General features: G+C 56.2%; 17 protein-coding genes. 9 read left to right on the forward strand and 8 right to left on the reverse strand.

Annotated features, from left to right (window positions below; translation table 11 throughout):
- Positions 1-255: 255 nt before the first annotated feature.
- Entirely contained in the window at positions 256-3,780 is a 3,525-nt protein-coding gene (gene nifJ, locus IM295_RS16115) for a pyruvate:ferredoxin (flavodoxin) oxidoreductase (protein WP_193066951.1), read from the reverse strand.
- Positions 3,781-4,051: 271 nt separating this feature from the next.
- Here nifJ and IM295_RS16120 point away from each other — a divergent pair, with 271 nt between their 5' ends.
- The gene (locus IM295_RS16120; RefSeq protein WP_028013313.1) at positions 4,052-4,318 is read left to right on the forward strand and encodes a DUF333 domain-containing protein; all 267 of its coding nucleotides are present in this window, start codon (positions 4,052-4,054) and stop codon (positions 4,316-4,318) included.
- On the opposite strand, the gene hslJ is transcribed toward IM295_RS16120, so the two are convergent.
- From hslJ to IM295_RS16140, 4 genes are all read right to left on the reverse strand, one after another.
- Entirely contained in the window at positions 4,319-4,756 is a 438-nt protein-coding gene (hslJ, locus tag IM295_RS16125; RefSeq protein WP_028013312.1) for a heat shock protein HslJ, read from the reverse strand.
- 126 nt (positions 4,757-4,882) lie between these two features.
- On the reverse strand, positions 4,883-5,011 hold the full coding sequence (locus IM295_RS16130; protein ID WP_008501283.1) for a DUF2474 domain-containing protein: 129 nt from the start codon (positions 5,009-5,011) through the stop codon (positions 4,883-4,885).
- A complete protein-coding gene (gene cydB, locus IM295_RS16135) occupies positions 5,011-6,021 on the reverse strand; it encodes a cytochrome d ubiquinol oxidase subunit II (protein WP_045630504.1) in 1,011 nt (336 codons plus the stop codon). The genes IM295_RS16130 and cydB overlap by 1 nt, the downstream gene beginning before the upstream one ends.
- The gene (locus IM295_RS16140) at positions 6,021-7,421 is read right to left on the reverse strand and encodes a cytochrome ubiquinol oxidase subunit I (protein WP_193066952.1); all 1,401 of its coding nucleotides are present in this window, start codon (positions 7,419-7,421) and stop codon (positions 6,021-6,023) included. The genes cydB and IM295_RS16140 overlap by 1 nt, the downstream gene beginning before the upstream one ends.
- Positions 7,422-7,814: 393 nt before the next feature.
- On the opposite strand from IM295_RS16140, the gene IM295_RS16145 reads away from it, so the two are divergent.
- From IM295_RS16145 to patD, 7 genes are all read left to right on the forward strand, one after another.
- Positions 7,815-8,003: a hypothetical protein gene (locus IM295_RS16145; protein WP_028013309.1), complete on the forward strand. Its 189-nt coding sequence runs from the start codon at positions 7,815-7,817 to the stop codon at positions 8,001-8,003.
- A gap of 81 nt (positions 8,004-8,084) precedes the next feature.
- A complete protein-coding gene (locus IM295_RS16150; RefSeq protein WP_049136489.1) occupies positions 8,085-9,494 on the forward strand; it encodes a PLP-dependent aminotransferase family protein in 1,410 nt (469 codons plus the stop codon).
- A gap of 270 nt (positions 9,495-9,764) precedes the next feature.
- Positions 9,765-10,910, forward strand: coding sequence for a putative ABC transporter substrate-binding protein YdcS (gene ydcS, locus IM295_RS16155; RefSeq protein WP_028013307.1), 1,146 nt, complete (start codon positions 9,765-9,767; stop codon positions 10,908-10,910).
- Positions 10,911-10,927: 17 nt separating this feature from the next.
- Positions 10,928-11,941, forward strand: coding sequence for an ABC transporter ATP-binding protein (locus tag IM295_RS16160; RefSeq protein ID WP_193066953.1), 1,014 nt, complete (start codon positions 10,928-10,930; stop codon positions 11,939-11,941).
- Between the two features lies 1 nt (position 11,942).
- Positions 11,943-12,887, forward strand: coding sequence for an ABC transporter permease (locus IM295_RS16165; RefSeq protein WP_041909766.1), 945 nt, complete (start codon positions 11,943-11,945; stop codon positions 12,885-12,887).
- Entirely contained in the window at positions 12,877-13,683 is an 807-nt protein-coding gene (locus IM295_RS16170) for an ABC transporter permease (RefSeq protein WP_041909768.1), read from the forward strand. Before IM295_RS16165 ends, IM295_RS16170 begins: the two co-directional genes overlap by 11 nt.
- A gap of 24 nt (positions 13,684-13,707) precedes the next feature.
- Entirely contained in the window at positions 13,708-15,132 is a 1,425-nt protein-coding gene (patD, locus tag IM295_RS16175) for an aminobutyraldehyde dehydrogenase (RefSeq protein WP_193066954.1), read from the forward strand.
- 39 nt (positions 15,133-15,171) lie between these two features.
- Here the strand turns inward: patD and IM295_RS16180 are convergent, their stop codons facing one another.
- Genes IM295_RS16180 through IM295_RS16190 form a run of 3 tightly spaced genes read right to left on the reverse strand, consistent with a single transcriptional unit; the run spans position 15,172 to position 16,066 of the window.
- Positions 15,172-15,354, reverse strand: coding sequence for a DUF1869 domain-containing protein (locus IM295_RS16180; protein ID WP_193052033.1), 183 nt, complete (start codon positions 15,352-15,354; stop codon positions 15,172-15,174).
- A 4-nt stretch (positions 15,355-15,358) separates the two neighbouring features.
- Positions 15,359-15,712 carry a DUF1971 domain-containing protein gene (locus IM295_RS16185; protein WP_193066955.1) on the reverse strand — a complete coding sequence of 118 codons (354 nt, stop codon included), beginning with the start codon at positions 15,710-15,712 and terminating at the stop codon, positions 15,359-15,361.
- Between the two features lie 27 nt (positions 15,713-15,739).
- Complete coding sequence (locus tag IM295_RS16190) at positions 15,740-16,066, reverse strand: DUF1971 domain-containing protein (protein WP_045260685.1); 327 nt, start codon at positions 16,064-16,066, stop codon at positions 15,740-15,742.
- A gap of 244 nt (positions 16,067-16,310) precedes the next feature.
- Here IM295_RS16190 and IM295_RS16195 point away from each other — a divergent pair, with 244 nt between their 5' ends.
- Positions 16,311-16,484 (forward strand): GhoT/OrtT family toxin, encoded by a 174-nt coding sequence (locus IM295_RS16195; RefSeq protein WP_014883956.1) that lies wholly within the window; start codon positions 16,311-16,313, stop codon positions 16,482-16,484.
- Positions 16,485-16,504: the final 20 nt, after the last annotated feature.

Raw genomic sequence — 16,504 nt, forward strand, 5'->3', positions numbered from 1 at the left:
GAATAAATCCGCGGAAATGATCATCGTTGTGGTGAATGATTGAAAATGATTCATATTAAATAAAAATTATTAATCAGCGGTTGAATCAGGTAATCTCTGCGGCGTTATATGCCTTTAAGATTATTTATCCATAATTATCGTGAATGTCATTTGGGAAACTAAAGAGAGATTCATTAATTATCTGGATTAGCCCGATGTGAAGACATCGGGCTTTTTTTATGGCAAAAAAATGCCCGGACAAGCCGGGCAGTGGAGTTAGTCGCTGGTTGATTTTTCGGCTTTACCCGCCATTTGTGCCAGGAAGTCATACCGTTTTTGCAGATCTTCGGCGGCGTCTTTCCAGAGCTGTTCTGCCACCTCAGGCTGTTGCGCATTCAGACGGCGGAAGCGCTGTTCCTGCATCAGCGTCTCTGCCAGGGCATCTGACGGCGGACGTGAATCCAGCGCCAGCGGTAATTTGCCCTCGTCCGCACGGCGCGGATCGAACCGGTAGAGCGGCCAGAAGCCGGTGGCCGTCAGCTGACGCATCTGATCGTGGCTTAGGGCCAGGTCGTAGCCATGCTCTTCGCACGGGCTGTAGGCAATGATCAGCGACGGCCCCGGATACGCTTCAGCCTCCTGAATGGCTTTCACCGTCTGGTTAAGCTGCGCCCCCAGCGAGATTTGCGCGACGTAAACGTGGCCGTACATCATCATGCTCACGCCGAGATCCTTACGTGCCTTGCGTTTACCGTGTTCACCAAATTTCGTGACGGCGCCCAGCGGCGTGGCTTTCGATGCCTGCCCACCGGTATTGGAATAACATTGCGTATCCAGAACCAGAATGTTGACGTTTTCGGTCAGGCTTAACACATGATCCAGCCCGCCAAAGCCGATGTCGTAAGCCCAGCCGTCACCGCCAATCAGCCAGATCGATTTTTCGACCAGCGCGTCCGCGTCGGTCATCAGCTGTTCTGCGCCGTCAATTCCCTTCAGTGCGTTGCGAAGTGCAGCTACCTGCTCGCGACGAACCTCTGGCGTGGCTTCTGCATGTAGCGCCGCGTTAAGTTCAGCCGGGATCTTATCGGCAAATTGTTCAAGCAGGCGCATCACACGCGCGCGGTGCTGGTCAACGGTGAGTCGGAAGCCCAGACCAAATTCGGCGTTATCCTCGAACAGGGAGTTTGCCCATGCCGGACCGCGCCCATTCGCATCGGTGGTGTACGGCGTGGAGGGCAGGTTACCGCCATAGATAGACGAGCAGCCGGTGGCGTTGGCAATCAGCATCCTGTCACCATACAGCTGGGTAAGCAGTTTGATGTACGGCGTTTCACCGCAGCCGGAGCATGCGCCGGAGTACTCGAACAGCGGCGTGATCAGCTGCGAGGTACGAATATCAATGCGTTCCAGCTTGCTGCGATCGATTTCCGGCAGGTTCAGGAAGAAGTCATAATTCACTTTTTCTTCTTCAACGTGTTCAAGGCGCGACATCATATTGATGGCTTTGATGTCCGGGTTCTGCCTGTCCTTCGCCGGGCAGACCTCAACGCACAGGTTACACCCGGTGCAGTCTTCCGGTGCGACCTGCAGAACGTATTTCTGGCCGCGCATGTCGCGGGATTTTACATCCAGAGAGTGCAGGCTGGCCGGGGCATCTTCCATTGCTTCCGGTGACACCACTTTGGCGCGAATGGCAGAGTGCGGGCAGGCCGCGACGCAGTGGTTACACTGGGTACAGAGTTCTTCTTTCCAGATGGGGATCGCTTCGGCGATGTTGCGTTTTTCCCAGCGGGTGGTGCCCATCGGCCAGGTTCCGTCCGGCGGCAGCGCAGAGACGGGCAGGGCATCACCCAGCCCGGCCAGCATGGCGGCCGTGACGGACTTCACGAAATCAGGTGCGGCATCCGAGACCACCGGAGGGCGATTCGGGCTGGCGTCATTGACCGGCTGCAGCGGCACCTCGAACAGCGACTCGCGCGCCAGCGCCAGCGCCTGCCAGTTTCGCTCTACCAGCTCCTGCCCCTTGCTGCTGTAGCTTTTGGCGATGGCGCCCTGAAGTTCCACCAGCGCGCTGTCGCCCGGCAGGATATTGGTCAGATGGAAGAAGGCCATTTGCATGACGGTATTAATACGCGCGGCCAGGCCACATTCGCGGGCAATTTTCGCCGCGTTAACCACATAGAATCGGGCTTTTTTCTGATTCAGCACCGTCTGTACTTCCTGCGGCAGGCGCGCCCAGACCTCATCCGCATTGTATGGCGTATTGAGGAGGAAAATACCGCCGGGCTTCAGGCGCTCAGCCATCTGATACTTGTCGATAAACTGCAGCTGATGGCAGCCAACAAAGTCGGCCTGAGAAATAAGGTAGGCCGAGCGGATGGGCTGCTCGCTGACGCGCAGGTGAGAAACGGTCAGACCGCCGGCTTTCTTGGAGTCGTAGACGAAGTAACCCTGCGCGTACCACGGGGTTGAATTGCCGATGATCTTGATGTTGTTTTTGGTGGCCGAGACGCTGCCGTCGCTGCCCAGGCCGTAGAACAGCGCTTCAAGTTTGGCCGTCGCAGGCAGGGTATTTTCCTGTAAAGGCAGGGAAAGATTCGTTACATCATCATAAATACCGACCGTGAAACGCGGCTTGGGTTTCGCTTCCCTTAGCTCGTTAAACACGGCCAGCACGCAGTCCGGGCCAAACTCTTTGGAAGACAGGCCATAGCGACCGCCGATAACGCGCGGTAGCGTTTCACGTTCGCCGTTATTAAAGGCTTCAGCGAGAGCGGTCATCACGTCAAGATACAGCGGTTCCGCGTGTGCGCCCGGCTCTTTGGTTCGATCGAGCACCGCCACGGTACGCGCGCTTTCCGGCAGGGCAGAGAGCAGATGTTTAGCCGAGAACGGGCGGTAAAGACGCACTTTAAGCACGCCGACCTTTTCGCCGCGGGTCAGCAGCTCGTCAACGACTTCTTCACAGGTGCCGATAGCAGATCCCATCAGCACAATCACGCGCTCGGCCTGCGGATGGCCGTAATATTCGAACGGCTTGTACTCGCGTCCGGTTGCGGCGGCAAAGTCATTCATTGCCTGCTCGACGTGGTCATAAACCGCGTTGTACCACGGGTTTGTGGCCTCGCGTGACTGGAAATAAGTATCCGGGTTTGCCGATGTCCCGCGAATTACCGGATGTTCCGGGTTCAGGGCGCGGGCGCGATGCGCGTCGATTTCCGCCTGCGGCAGAAGCTCAAGGATAGTCTCGTCAGCCAGCGGGACGATTTTGTTGATTTCGTGAGAGGTACGGAAACCATCAAAGAAGTGAATAAACGGCACGCGACTTTTGAGCGTGGCGATATGCGAAATTAAGGCAAAGTCCTGCGCTTCCTGAACGCTGCTGGCACACAGCATCGCGCATCCGGTCTGGCGCACGGCCATCACGTCCGAGTGATCGCCAAAAATTGAGAGTGCGTGGGTGGCCACCGTACGCGCCGCGACGTGCAGGACGAAGGGGGTCAGTTGACCCGCGAGTTTGTACAGCGTTGGGATCATCAACAGCAATCCCTGAGAGGAGGTGAACGACGTGGAAAGCGCGCCAGTCTGCAGCGCACCGTGGACCGTAGCAATCGCACCCGCTTCAGACTGCATTTCAACCACTCTCGGGACATCGCCCCAGACGTTTTTTAACCCGTTTCCCGCCCAGGCATCCGCCTGCTCGGCCATAGTTGAACTTGGCGTGATCGGATAAATGGCGATAACTTCACTGGTGCGAAACGCGACTGAGGCAACTGCACCATTACCGTCAATAGTTTGCATAGGACGACACCCTTACATTGCGCAAAAAATAGGGGGCTGTCATAAGGCGACAAACCCTGAATATTATCTGTGTAGTCTAGCAAACAGGGGGTTTTACGATTTTCGCTTTTGTGTCCTCGGTATTCCCACCATCAATGGTTAGATCAAACTTAGGGCGAAAAAATTGCGAGAAATTGTTTCAGCGGCGCATAAATACGCACTTCCGCTCTCGACGACACGGGATGTGATGCCTATTATGCTTAGGTTTCGCACTAATTACGGGGAAGAGAGCATGCGTTCAGCATTTTGGGTAGGGTGTGCCGCGTTGTTGTTGTCGGCATGTAGCAGTGAACCTGTGCAGCAGGCCACGGCGGCCCACGTGGCGCCGGGAATGAAAGCGGCAATGTCCAGTTCAGGCCAGGCCAACTGCGCCATGATTGGCGGCTCGCTGTCTGTTGCCCGCCAGCTTGACGGTTCGGCTATTGGGATGTGCGCCTTGCCAAACGGCAAACGCTGCAGTGAACAGTCGCTTGCCGTTGGAAGCTGCGGTAGCTACTGATTATTCTGCTCGCTTAAACATCAGCGTCTTATCGGCCGTCGCCAGCGTCAGCTGGTCTTCAGTCAGGTCGACCTGCGCCCCTTTGCGCAGCATGTCGCCGATGGCCTGATCCAGCTCGTTAAGCTGTGGTTCGGTACAAAGTTTGCGGGTCATCGCCAGCGTTTTCACTTTCAGCTCACCTTCGGACAGCTTTCCCTGCCCGTTGAAGCGGTTACACATCTGGCCCGAAACGCTAATGTTATCAATGAGGCTAATGTCGGGAAGCGCGTTAAAAGCGATCTCAGGCTGCGTTGTCATGCCCTTCACGGATTTGCCGTCCACGTTTTCCAGAACAAAACGGTGGCTCTTCAGCTGATCCGGCTGAACGGATGCTTTGCCCGGATTAACGCAGCCGCTGAGGACAAGGCTGATAACACTTAACGCGATGAGCTTTTTCATTTTTCTTCTCAAATAATAAATTCTGTGAATCTTTTACCAGTGTAACGATACTCTGCGGTGCGTTAATGGGGTTTATCTGAAAGTGCGGGGTGGTGACGGGCAGCGCAGGGCTGCCCGGAATGAAGTTTAATGCGATTTAAACCCGGCAGCCGTCATCAGCATGCGAAATAGCATGCTGACTGCTGCCAGCGCAAGTACGCTGCCGCCCCAGATAATGGCCAGCCACAGCAATCTTTTCCAGACAGGTTGTTGCATCAGTGATAACCCTCCCCAGGCTGAACTTTGCCGCGAAATACGTAGTAGCTCCAGAAGGTGTAGACCAGAATAACGGGAATGATCAACAGCGCGCCCACCAGCATAAAGCCCTGGCTTTGCGTCGGCGCGGCGGCCTGCCACAGGGTGATCGACGGCGGTATGATATGCGGCCAGATGCTGATCCCAAGCCCGCTAAAGCCGAGAAATATTAGCCCCAGCGTCAGAATAAACGGCCGAGCATGGCTGTCAGGATTACTCAGGCAGCGCCACTGGTAGAAGCTAAACATGACGACCAGGGCAGGGACGGGCAGCAGATAAAACAGATTCGGCAGCGTAAACCAGCGCGCCGCGATGGCCGGGTGCGCCAGCGGCGTCCAGAGGCTGATCGCTGCGATAAACGCCAGCAGCACGATTAACAGCGTTTTCGACACCTCACGCATCCGCTGCTGCAGCGCATTTTCGCTTTTCATCACCAGCCAGGTTGAGCCTAACAGCGCGTAGGCCACCACCAGACCCGCGCCGCAGAACAGGTTAAACGCGGTAAACCAGTCAAACGGTCCGCCGGTATACGTTCTGCCAGTGACGCTAAAGCCGTTAATGACGGCACCTACCGTCACGCCCTGGGTAAAGGTCGCCAGAACGGAACCGCCAATAAACGCCTTATCCCAGAAAGGACGGTGGGCCGGCGTGGCTTTAAAGCGAAATTCAAACGCCACGCCGCGGAATATAAGTCCGATCAGCATTAACGTCAGCGGAATGGTCAGAGCATCAACAATCACCGCATAGGCCAGTGGAAATGCACCGAACAGGGCGGCACCACCTAGCACCAACCAGGTTTCATTGCCGTCCCAGACCGGTGCGACGCTGTTGACCATCACGTCGCGATCGTCGGCGTTTTGTGTTGCCGGGAACAGAATACCGATTCCCAGATCAAACCCGTCCATGACGATATACATCAGCGTGGCAAAGACGATGATGACAAACCAGATAATGGAAAGATCGATACCCATTATGGCTGCTCCTTATGTTCAGCTGTGACGGCAGAAAGCGGGCGCGCCGGGCGTCCATCGGACTCGGTGGCGAACGATTCATGCGGCTGCGGGCCTTTTCGGATGAGGCGCACCATATAGCTGTAGCCCACGCCAAATACCGAGCTATAGACGACGAAGAAGGCCAGCAGGCTCACGCTCATATGCAGGTCACCATGGGCTGAAACCGCATCCTTTGTTCGCTGGAGTCCGTAGACCACCCACGGTTGGCGGCCGACTTCGGTGGTGACCCATCCGGCCAGAATGGCAATCAGCCCGGATGGCCCCATCAGCAGCGCAAACCACAGGAACGGACGCGAAGAATAAACCCGCTTTTTATAACGCAGCCAAAGCGCCACTACTCCAAGCAGCATCATCAGCATCCCTAAGCCCGCCATAATGCGGAACGACCAGAAGACGATGGTGGAATTAGGACGGTCTTCTTTTGGAAACTCTTTTAGCGCAGGGACCTGTTTATCCAGGCTGTGCGTCAGGATGAGGCTACCCAGCGCCGGGATCGCCACTCCAAAGCGGGTGCGTTCCAGCTCCATGTCAGGCCAGCCAAACAGCAGCAGTGGGGTAGGCTCGCCCGGCGGATTTTCCCAATGGCCTTCAATAGCGGCAATCTTGGCGGGCTGATGCTTTAAGGTGTTCAACCCGTGCATATCGCCAACCAGGGCCTGGATGGGTGCAACAATCAGCGTCATCCACAGCGCCATCGAAAACATCGCCCGAATGGCAGGGGTATTATTCCCGCGCAGCAGATGCCATGCCGCGGATGCACCGACAAACAGGGCGCTACTCAGGAATGCCGCAATCGACATATGCAGCAGGCGGTAGGGGAAGGAGGGGTTAAATACCACGGCGAACCAGTCCACCGGTACCACCTGACCGTTGACGATCTCGTAGCCTTGCGGGGTCTGCATCCAGCTGTTCGAGGAGAGGATCCAGAAGGTTGAGATAATGGTGCCCAGCGCCACCATGCAGGTGGAGAAGAAGTGCAGCCCTGGCCCCACTTTATTCCAGCCGAACAGCATCACGCCGAGGAACCCGGCTTCGAGGAAGAAGGCGGTAAGCACTTCATAGGTCAGCAGCGGGCCGGTAATGCTGCCTGCAAACTGCGAAAAGCCGCTCCAGTTGGTGCCAAACTGATAGGCCATCACCAGCCCGGAGACCACGCCCATGCCAAAGTTGACGGCGAAAATTTTCGACCAGAAATGGTACAGCGAGCGCCAGACCGGATTTTTTGTTTTCAGCCACAGCCCTTCGAGCACGGCAAGATAGCTGGCCAGGCCGATGGTGATGGCCGGGAAAATAATGTGAAAGGATACGGTAAAGGCAAACTGTATCCGCGCAAGGTGAAAAGCATCTAAACCAAACATGCACAGCCTCAATGTCAAACGGTGTACTGTTATGCTATAGGGGCAACGTTCGGACTTTCAGACGCAGAAAAGTGATTTTTAACCATAACAGTTGGCATAAAACGTATGCTTTAGCTATCAGATATACCTCGCCAACGAGGAATAAAAATATTCTTTTTATGAATTTTCCGCATTAAACCGCTTGCTTTGTCGTCATCGCCGTGCGTTAATGGTCTTCTGGTTTTGAGTCCAAAAAAATATCTGACGTAGTTTCATAAAGCAGTTCTCATCACGTTGTGCCTCTCCGCAGCCTCTCTTGGGTCTTTATCTACATTCCGATTAGTTTTGTTTAAAACCAATATTGCCTGATCGGCTCATGAGTAATTTACGTTTTTACGTTCACAGGAGAATCCTATGACTTCTTATATCCATTTCCGCTGCCCATGCTGTCATGGCTCGCAGTACCGTACCTCAGTCTTTGATGTATCTGAGAAAAACCCGCTCGGTGCGAAATGCATCTTTTGCAAATCGTCAATGATCACGCTCGATCACCTGGCCGCTGCGCGTCAGGCGCAAAGCCACGTTACCGAGTACCGTAAGTAATTTTTACTTAAACTATAACAGTTAGCAAAATCTTCTCTTTTTCTCCTGCTGATATACACTGTCGGCAATAAGGAGAATCTGATGAAAAAATACCAACGTCTGGCGCAACAAATTATCTCGCAGATTGAGCTTGGCGTTTGGCTGCCAGGCGATAAGCTGCCTTCCCTGCGAGAGCAGGTGGCAAGCAGCGGCATGAGCTTTATGACCGTTGGCCACGCGTATCAGATGCTGGAAAGTCAGGGGCGCATTGTCGCCAGGCCGCAGTCGGGCTATTACGTTGCCTCGCGCCCGACCGCACAACAGCCTGCGCCGCCTGCCCAGGTAATGCGTGATGAAGCGGTAGATATCAACACATATATCTTCGAGGTCTTACAGGCCAGCCGCGATCCGTCCGTTGTTCCTTTCGCCTCCGCGTTTCCCGACCCCCGGCTTTTCCCGCTTCAGCAGCTCAACCGCTCGCTGGCAAACGTCAGTAAAACCGCTACCGCAATGAGTGTAATTGAGAACCTGCCGCCCGGTAACGCTGAACTCCGTCACGCCATTGCGCGCCGTTATGCGCAGCAGGGGATGAACATCTCGCCGGACGAGATCGTCATTACCGCAGGCGCACTTGAGGCCCTCAACCTGAGTTTGCAGGCGGTGACGGAGCCTGGAGACTGGGTGATTGTTGAAAACCCGTGTTTTTACGGCGCGCTGCAGGCGCTGGAGCGTCTGAAGCTAAAAGCGCTGTCGGTCGCCACAGATGTCCGGGAGGGAATCGATCTGAATGCGCTGGAGCAGGCGCTGAACGACTACCCCGTAAAAGCCTGCTGGCTCATGACCAACGGCCAAAACCCGCTTGGCTTTACGCTAAGTGCGGAAAAAAAAGCGCGTCTGGTCGCGCTCCTGACGGAGCACAACGTCACCTTGATCGAGGACGATGTCTACAGCGAGCTCTATTTTGGTCGCGAAAAACCGCTTCCGGCCAAAGCCTGGGACCGGGTAGATATGACGCTTCACTGCTCTTCCTTTTCAAAATGCCTGGTGGCGGGGTTTCGCATCGGCTGGGTGGCGGCAGGAAAACACGCGCGCCGCATTCAGCAGCTGCAGCTGATGAGCACGCTTTCAACCAGTTCCCCCATGCAGCTGGCGCTGGTGGACTACCTGGCGACAAAACGCTACGACGCCCATCTGCGCCGCCTGCGACGAACCCTCGCCGAGCGAAAACAACAGGCGTGGCAGTCGCTTCTGCGCCATATGCCCGCCGGCGTCAAAATCCACCACAACGACAGCGGCTACTTTTTATGGCTGGAGCTACCTGCGCGGCTGGACGCGGGGCTGCTGAGCGAAAAGGCCTTAACGCACCACATCAGCATTGCGCCCGGAAAGATGTTTTCCACCTCTGACGCGTGGACGCCGTTCTTCCGGTTTAATACGTCCTGGGCGTGGGGCGAGCGGGAAGAGCAGGCGGTCATTCAGTTAGGTAAATTAATTAGCACAATGATGGAATAACTTTTCCCCTTTATTTAAATAATCATTTTTTATCCTGACGACGGCACGGCAAATATTTTGCGGTGCCGTATCATATGAAATCTGCATACCGGCTTTCGCGGCTAACTCCTTGTCTATAATCCAGTTAACGGGGAATGCGTCCTCGGTCACACCTTGATGAAATTTCCTTAAGCCGAACGGTGCGGCGCATTTGCGCGGTCTACGTTTAATAAGGGAGATATTTTTACGGCACGGCTGCCGCTAAATTTCATTGCGACAGGAGTAACTCTTATGAGCAAAAAATTTGCCCGCAGCAGCCTGTGCGCGCTCGGCATGACTATCATGACCGCGCAAGCCGCAGAACCACCAAAGGCCATTGGCGACGGGGAAGGCCGACTGGATATTATCGCCTGGCCGGGGTACATCGAACGCGGACAGACGGATAAAAATTATGACTGGGTTACCCAGTTTGAAAAAGAGACCGGCTGCGCGGTCAACGTTAAAACGGCGGCCACGTCCGATGAAATGGTCAGCCTGATGGCGAAGGGAGGTTACGACCTTGTCACCGCGTCAGGTGATGCCTCGCTCCGCCTGATTATGGGAAAACGCGTTCAGCCGATTAACCCGGAACTGATCCCCAACTGGAAAACCCTTGACCCGCGCATCGTGAAGGGCGAGTGGTTTAACGTGGGCGGCAAGGTCTACGGCACGCCGTATCAGTGGGGGCCCAATCTGTTGATGTACAACACCAAAACCTTCCCGACGCCGCCGGACAGCTGGAGCGTGGTCTTTACGAAGCAGGATCTGCCGGACGGCAAAACCAATCAGGGACGCGTGCAGGCATACGACGGCCCGATTTATATCGCCGATGCGGCGTTGTTCGTCAAAGCCACTCAGCCGCAGCTGGGTATTAGCGACCCGTATCAGCTCACTGAAGAACAGTATGCCGCCGTGCTCAAAGTACTTCGCGACCAGCATGCCCTGATCCACCGCTACTGGCATGACACCACCGTCCAGATGAGCGACTTCAAAAATGAAGGCGTCGTGGCCTCCAGCGCCTGGCCGTATCAGGCGAATGCTCTGAAGGGCGAGAACCAGCCCGTTGCCACCGTCTTCCCGAAAGAGGGGGTGACCGGCTGGGCGGATACCACCATGCTGCATGCGCAGGCAAAACACCCGATGTGCGCCTACAAGTGGATGAACTGGTCGCTCACGCCGAAAGTGCAGGGCGATCTGGCGGCATGGTTTGGCTCGCTGCCCGTCGTGCCTGAAGGGTGTAAGGCCAGCACGCTGCTGGGTGACAAGGGCTGTGAAACCAACGGCTATAACTATTTTGACAAAATCATGTTCTGGAAAACCCCCATCGCAGAAGGCGGAAAATATGTGCCTTACAGCCGCTGGACGCAGGATTACATCGCCATCATGGGTGGTCGTTAATCATCCGGGAGCAGAACATGACGTACGCGGTAGAGTTTAATGACGTTTCCCGTCTGTACGGCGACGTGCGGGCGGTGGATGGGGTCACCATTGCCGTTCGTGACGGAGAATTCTTCTCCATGCTGGGGCCTTCGGGCTCCGGCAAAACCACCTGCCTGCGTCTGATTGCCGGCTTTGAGCAGCTGTCAGGCGGCACGATATCTATCTTTGGCAAAGAGGCGAGCGCGCTGCCGCCGTGGGAGCGGGACGTGAACACCGTATTCCAGGATTACGCACTGTTCCCGCATATGTCGATCCTCGATAACGTCGCCTACGGGCTGATGGTGAAAGGCGTCGACAAGAAAAAACGCCACGCGCAGGCTCGCGACGCGCTGGAAAAAGTGGGCTTAAGCTTTGCCGTCGCCCGCAAGCCTTCGCAGCTTTCCGGAGGCCAGCGCCAGCGTGTGGCCATCGCGCGGGCGCTGGTGAATGAACCGCGCGTCCTGCTGCTCGACGAGCCGTTAGGCGCGCTCGATCTCAAGCTGCGGGAGCAGATGCAGTTCGAGCTGAAGAAACTTCAGCAGGAACTCGGCATCACCTTTATTTTCGTCACCCACGATCAGGGTGAAGCCCTCTCTATGTCGGACCGGGTGGCGGTGTTCAATAATGGGCGCATCGAGCAGGTCGATACCCCGCGCGATCTCTACATGCGCCCGCGCACGCCGTTTGTCGCCGGTTTTGTCGGCACCTCGAACGTCTTCGATGCAGGCCTTGCGCATAAAGTCTGCGGCATGGAGGGCAGCTATTCCCTGCGTCCGGAACATATCCGCCTGAATGAGGGCGGTGAGGTTCAGGTGCAGGGCGTCGTCCAGGCCGTTCAGTATCAGGGGGCTGCCACGCGCCTTGAGATCAGGCTCACCGACGGTGCCAAACTGCTGGTGAGCCAGGCCAATCTCAGCGATTTCTCGCCGCTAAGCGGCATTGCGCCGGGGCAGGCCGTCACGGCGTCGTGGTCGCGCGAGGCGATGATTCGCCTGCAGGAGGAGAGGTGAAATGGCTATGAGTGTCGCGCACCCTCCCGCCCCGCGCGGCCGCATCAGCCGCATTACGTCACTGTTCTGGCGTAAACCGTCGCTCGGACTGTTCCTGCTTCTGCTTGCACCGCTGATGTGGTTTGGCATTGTCTATTTAGGATCGCTGCTGACCCTTTTGTGGCAGGGTTTTTACACCTTTGACGATTTCACCATGGCGGTCACGCCGGATCTGACCCTGGCGAACATACTGGCGCTCTTCAATCCGGCAAACTACGACATCATCCTGCGCACGTTAACGATGGCGATTGCGGTGACGATTGCTAGCGCAATTCTGGCGTTCCCGATGGCCTGGTACATGGCGCGATACACCCGCGGCAAGTGGAAAGCGTTTTTCTATATCGCCGTGATGCTGCCAATGTGGGCGAGCTACATCGTCAAAGCCTACGCCTGGACGCTGCTGCTGGCGAAGGACGGCGTGGCACAATGGTTCCTCAACCACCTGGGGCTGGAGCCGCTCCTGACCTCGATCCTTACGCTACCCGCGGTAGGGGGCAACACCTTATCCACCTCCGGGCTGGGACGGTTTCTGGTCTTCGTCTATATCTGGCTGCCGTTTATGATCCTGCCCGTTCAGGCGGCGCTGGAACGTCTGCCGGCCTCGCTGCTGCAGGCCTCAGCCGACCTCGGCGCGCGCCCGCGCCAGACCTTCCGCTATGTCGTTCTGCCGCTGGCTATCCCGGGCATTGCCGCGGGCTCAATCTTCACCTTTTCCCTGACGCTGGGGGATTTCATCGTACCGCAGCTGGTCGGGCCGCCGGGGTTTTTCATCGGTAACATGGTCTACTCCCAGCAGGGGGCAATCGGCAATATGCCCATGGCCGCCGCGTTCACGCTGGTTCCCATCGTGCTGATTTCACTCTATCTGGCGTTCGTGAAGCGTCTGGGAGCATTCGATGCACTCTGAACGCGCACCGCTGTTCCTGAAAGTGGCAGCGTGGGGAGGCGTCATCTTCCTGCACTTCCCGCTGCTGATTATCGCAGTCTATGCCTTTAATACCGAAGATGCTGCCTACAGCTTTCCGCCTCAGGGGCTGACGCTTAAGTGGTTTACTGCGGCGGCGGGGCGCGGCGATATCATCGAATCAGTGACGTTGTCACTTCAGGTTGCCGCGCTATCCACCGCGATAGCCCTCGTGCTTGGCACGCTTGCTGCAGCGGCGCTCTGGCGAAGCGAGTTTTTTGGCAAGAACGCGATCTCGCTATTGCTGCTGCTGCCGATTGCGTTGCCGGGGATCATCACCGGCCTGGCGCTGCTGACAGCGTTCAAAACAATCAACCTTGAGCCGGGGTTTTTCACCATCGTGGTTGGGCACGCCACGTTCTGCGTGGTGGTGGTCTTCAATAACGTGATTGCCCGGTTCAGACGCACCTCCTGGAGTCTGGTGGAAGCGTCGATGGATCTCGGGGCCGACGGATGGCAAACCTTCCGCTATGTGGTGCTGCCCAACCTGGGCTCCGCGCTGCTGGCCGGGGGAATGCTGGCGTTTGCCCTGTCGTTTGACGAAATTATCGTCACAACCTTTACGGCGGGACACGAACGCACGTTACCGCTGTGGTTGCTCAATCAGCTAGGCCGTCCGCGCGACGTGCCGGTCACCAACGTCGTTGCACTGCTGGTGATGCTGGTAACAACCATCCCCATTCTGGGAGCCTGGTGGCTAACCCGCGACGGCGAGAACATCGCCGGCGGCGGGAAATAACATTGATTTGAACAGGACAATGCTATGCAAACACATCTGCTGATAAAGGGTGAACTGGTTGCCGGAGAGGGAGAAAAACAGCCGGTCTATAACCCAGCCACCGGAGAGGTGCTGCTGGAGATTGCTGAAGCGTCAGCGGCACAGGTCGACGCGGCGGTTCAGGCCGCCGACCGGGCTTTTGCTGAGTGGGGACAAACGACACCGAAAACGCGCGCCGAGTGCCTGCTGAAGCTCGCGGATGCGATTGAAGTGCATGGCGAAGAGTTTGCCCGGCTCGAATCCCTCAACTGCGGCAAGCCGCTGCACTGTGCGCTGGGCGATGAAATTCCCGCAGTGGTCGACGTTTTCCGTTTCTTCGCCGGGGCGGCCCGCTGCCTGAACGGGCTGGCCGCGGGTGAGTACCTTGACGGCCACACGTCGATGATCCGCCGCGACCCGGTGGGCGTGGTTGCCTCTATCGCGCCGTGGAACTACCCGCTGATGATGGCGGCATGGAAGCTGGCGCCTGCGCTGGCGGCCGGTAACTGTGTGGTCATCAAGCCGTCTGAAATCACGCCGCTAACGGCGTTAAAGCTGGCGGAGCTGGCGAAAGATATCTTCCCGGCTGGCGTTCTCAACGTGCTGTTTGGCCGCGGGAAAACGGTGGGCGACCCGCTCACCGGACATGAAAAAGTGCGCATGGTGTCGCTGACCGGTTCGATTGCCACCGGGGAGCATATCATCGGCCACACGGCGTCCTCCATTAAGCGCACCCACATGGAGCTGGGCGGTAAAGCGCCGGTTATCGTGTTCGATGACGCCGACCTGGATGCGGTTGTAGAAGGCGTGCGGACGTTTGGTTTCTACAATGCCGGGCAGGACTGTACGGCGGCCTGCCGTATCTATGCCCAGAAGGGGATCTATGCCCAGCTGGTGGAAAAGCTCGGTGCCGCGGTCGCCAGCCTCAAAATGGGTGCCCCGGAGGATGAATCTACTGAACTCGGTCCGCTCAGCTCGGCTGCCCATCTTTCACGCGTCTGTCAGGCGGTTGACGAGGCGAAAGCCCTTGGCCATATCCGCGTGGTGACGGGCGGGAGCAAAAAAGAGGGGGCGGGCTACTACTTCCAGCCAACGTTGCTGGCCGGGGCGAAACAGGAGGATGCCATCGTTCAGCGCGAAGTGTTTGGACCGGTGGTGAGCGTCACCGAATTCGACGATGAAGCGCAGGTCCTGGCCTGGGCGAACGATTCGCAATACGGCCTGGCGTCGTCGGTCTGGACGAAAGACGTGGGACGCGCCCATCGCCTGAGCGCGCGCCTGCAGTACGGCTGCACCTGGGTCAATACCCACTTTATGCTGGTGAGCGAAATGCCGCACGGCGGCATGAAATTGTCTGGCTATGGAAAGGATATGTCGGTGTATGGGCTTGAGGATTATACGGTTGTCCGGCATGTGATGATAAAACACTAGGAAATCATGCCCGGCGGTCGGCATCGCCGGGCGTTTGCTTTACCAGCCACACACCTCGTGCTCATTTTCCGTGTCGTAAGCGCGGACGGTATTCACCAGATCTTTTACCACATCTGCGGCGATGTCGGGGATGAGCAACTCCATGGGGGCCTCTGTTTCATAATCCACCGAGACGCCGTTGCTGTTGTTGGTCACGGTCACTGTGTACGTTGCTTTACCCATGCGGTTACTCCTTATGTGTATTGACCACTTTGCCGATGCCCGCGCCCTGAAGCGTAACAGCAGGATCGGCAAAAAAGTCGATATTGAAATAGGTATCGTCGGTCAATAGCTCGATGCGGTGCCATTTCTCTGGCGGTGAGATGCCAAACGATCCGGCTTCAATCACCAGCTCCAGATCCGGTTCGGTCGCGTCAGCGTTCGGGAAACCGAAATAGCGCACCGCACCCTGCATCACCGACAAACGGCCATATACGCTGGCTTTCGTATTATGGTGGGTGAAAAGCGCTTTTGGCGCGGTGTCTTTGTTCCAGAATGGCGTGGAGCGGGTATGAACAACATTCTCAGGGATACGTAGCATAAAGGTTTCCTCGTAAATAAAAGCCGCTCAAAGCGACTTCAACACCTCTGGTTCGACGAAAAATTCAATATTGAACAGCGTGTCGTCGCTCATCACCTCGATGTGATGCCATTTCTCAGGGGGAAAAACACCGAAGTGGCCGGCCCTGATAATCAGTGTGCTGTCAGGCTCAGGGACATGTTCATCAGCATAACCCAGGTAACGGACGGCACCCTGCATAACGGACAGGCGGGGATAAACGCCCGGACGGGTACCCGTATCGAGATGACGCTGAAAGATCCCGGCGGGGGCGGTTTCTTTATTCCAGAAAGGGGTAGAGCGGGTATGAATACAGCTTTGCGGAATGCGTAGCATATTGCCTCCCATGTATGTCTGCCTTTATTAGACGCCTTTGCGGAAGAGAGAATTTATCAAAAAGTGCATTTAACTTGCATGTTATCAATAAAGATAATGGGTGGCTCCCCCTGTTTGTAATACAAAATACTCAGTTGTTATTAGCCTTAATATTTAAGTGGTTATTATGTAATGAAAAAACTTGATCTGTATCAACATTTGACGCATATTGCGTGCGGTTATTTTTTCGGCTCTGGTATACAGAATGACGTTGTATCAAAAGATGTTGGTTTTTTACGCAGTGATGGCTTCCATCTGTGCATTAATTACCTGGTTCCTTTCTAAAGACCGCAAGCGCATCCGCCTGCTTAGCGCGTTTCTGGTCGGGTCGACCTGGCCGATGAGTTTCCCCGTTGCGCTGCTGATTTCTCTTTTCTGAAGCATCCTTCCAAGTTCGAA

It is taken from the genome of Enterobacter cloacae complex sp. P14RS, from assembly GCF_014895895.1.
Taxonomy (GTDB): Bacteria; Pseudomonadota; Gammaproteobacteria; order Enterobacterales; family Enterobacteriaceae; genus Enterobacter; species Enterobacter bugandensis.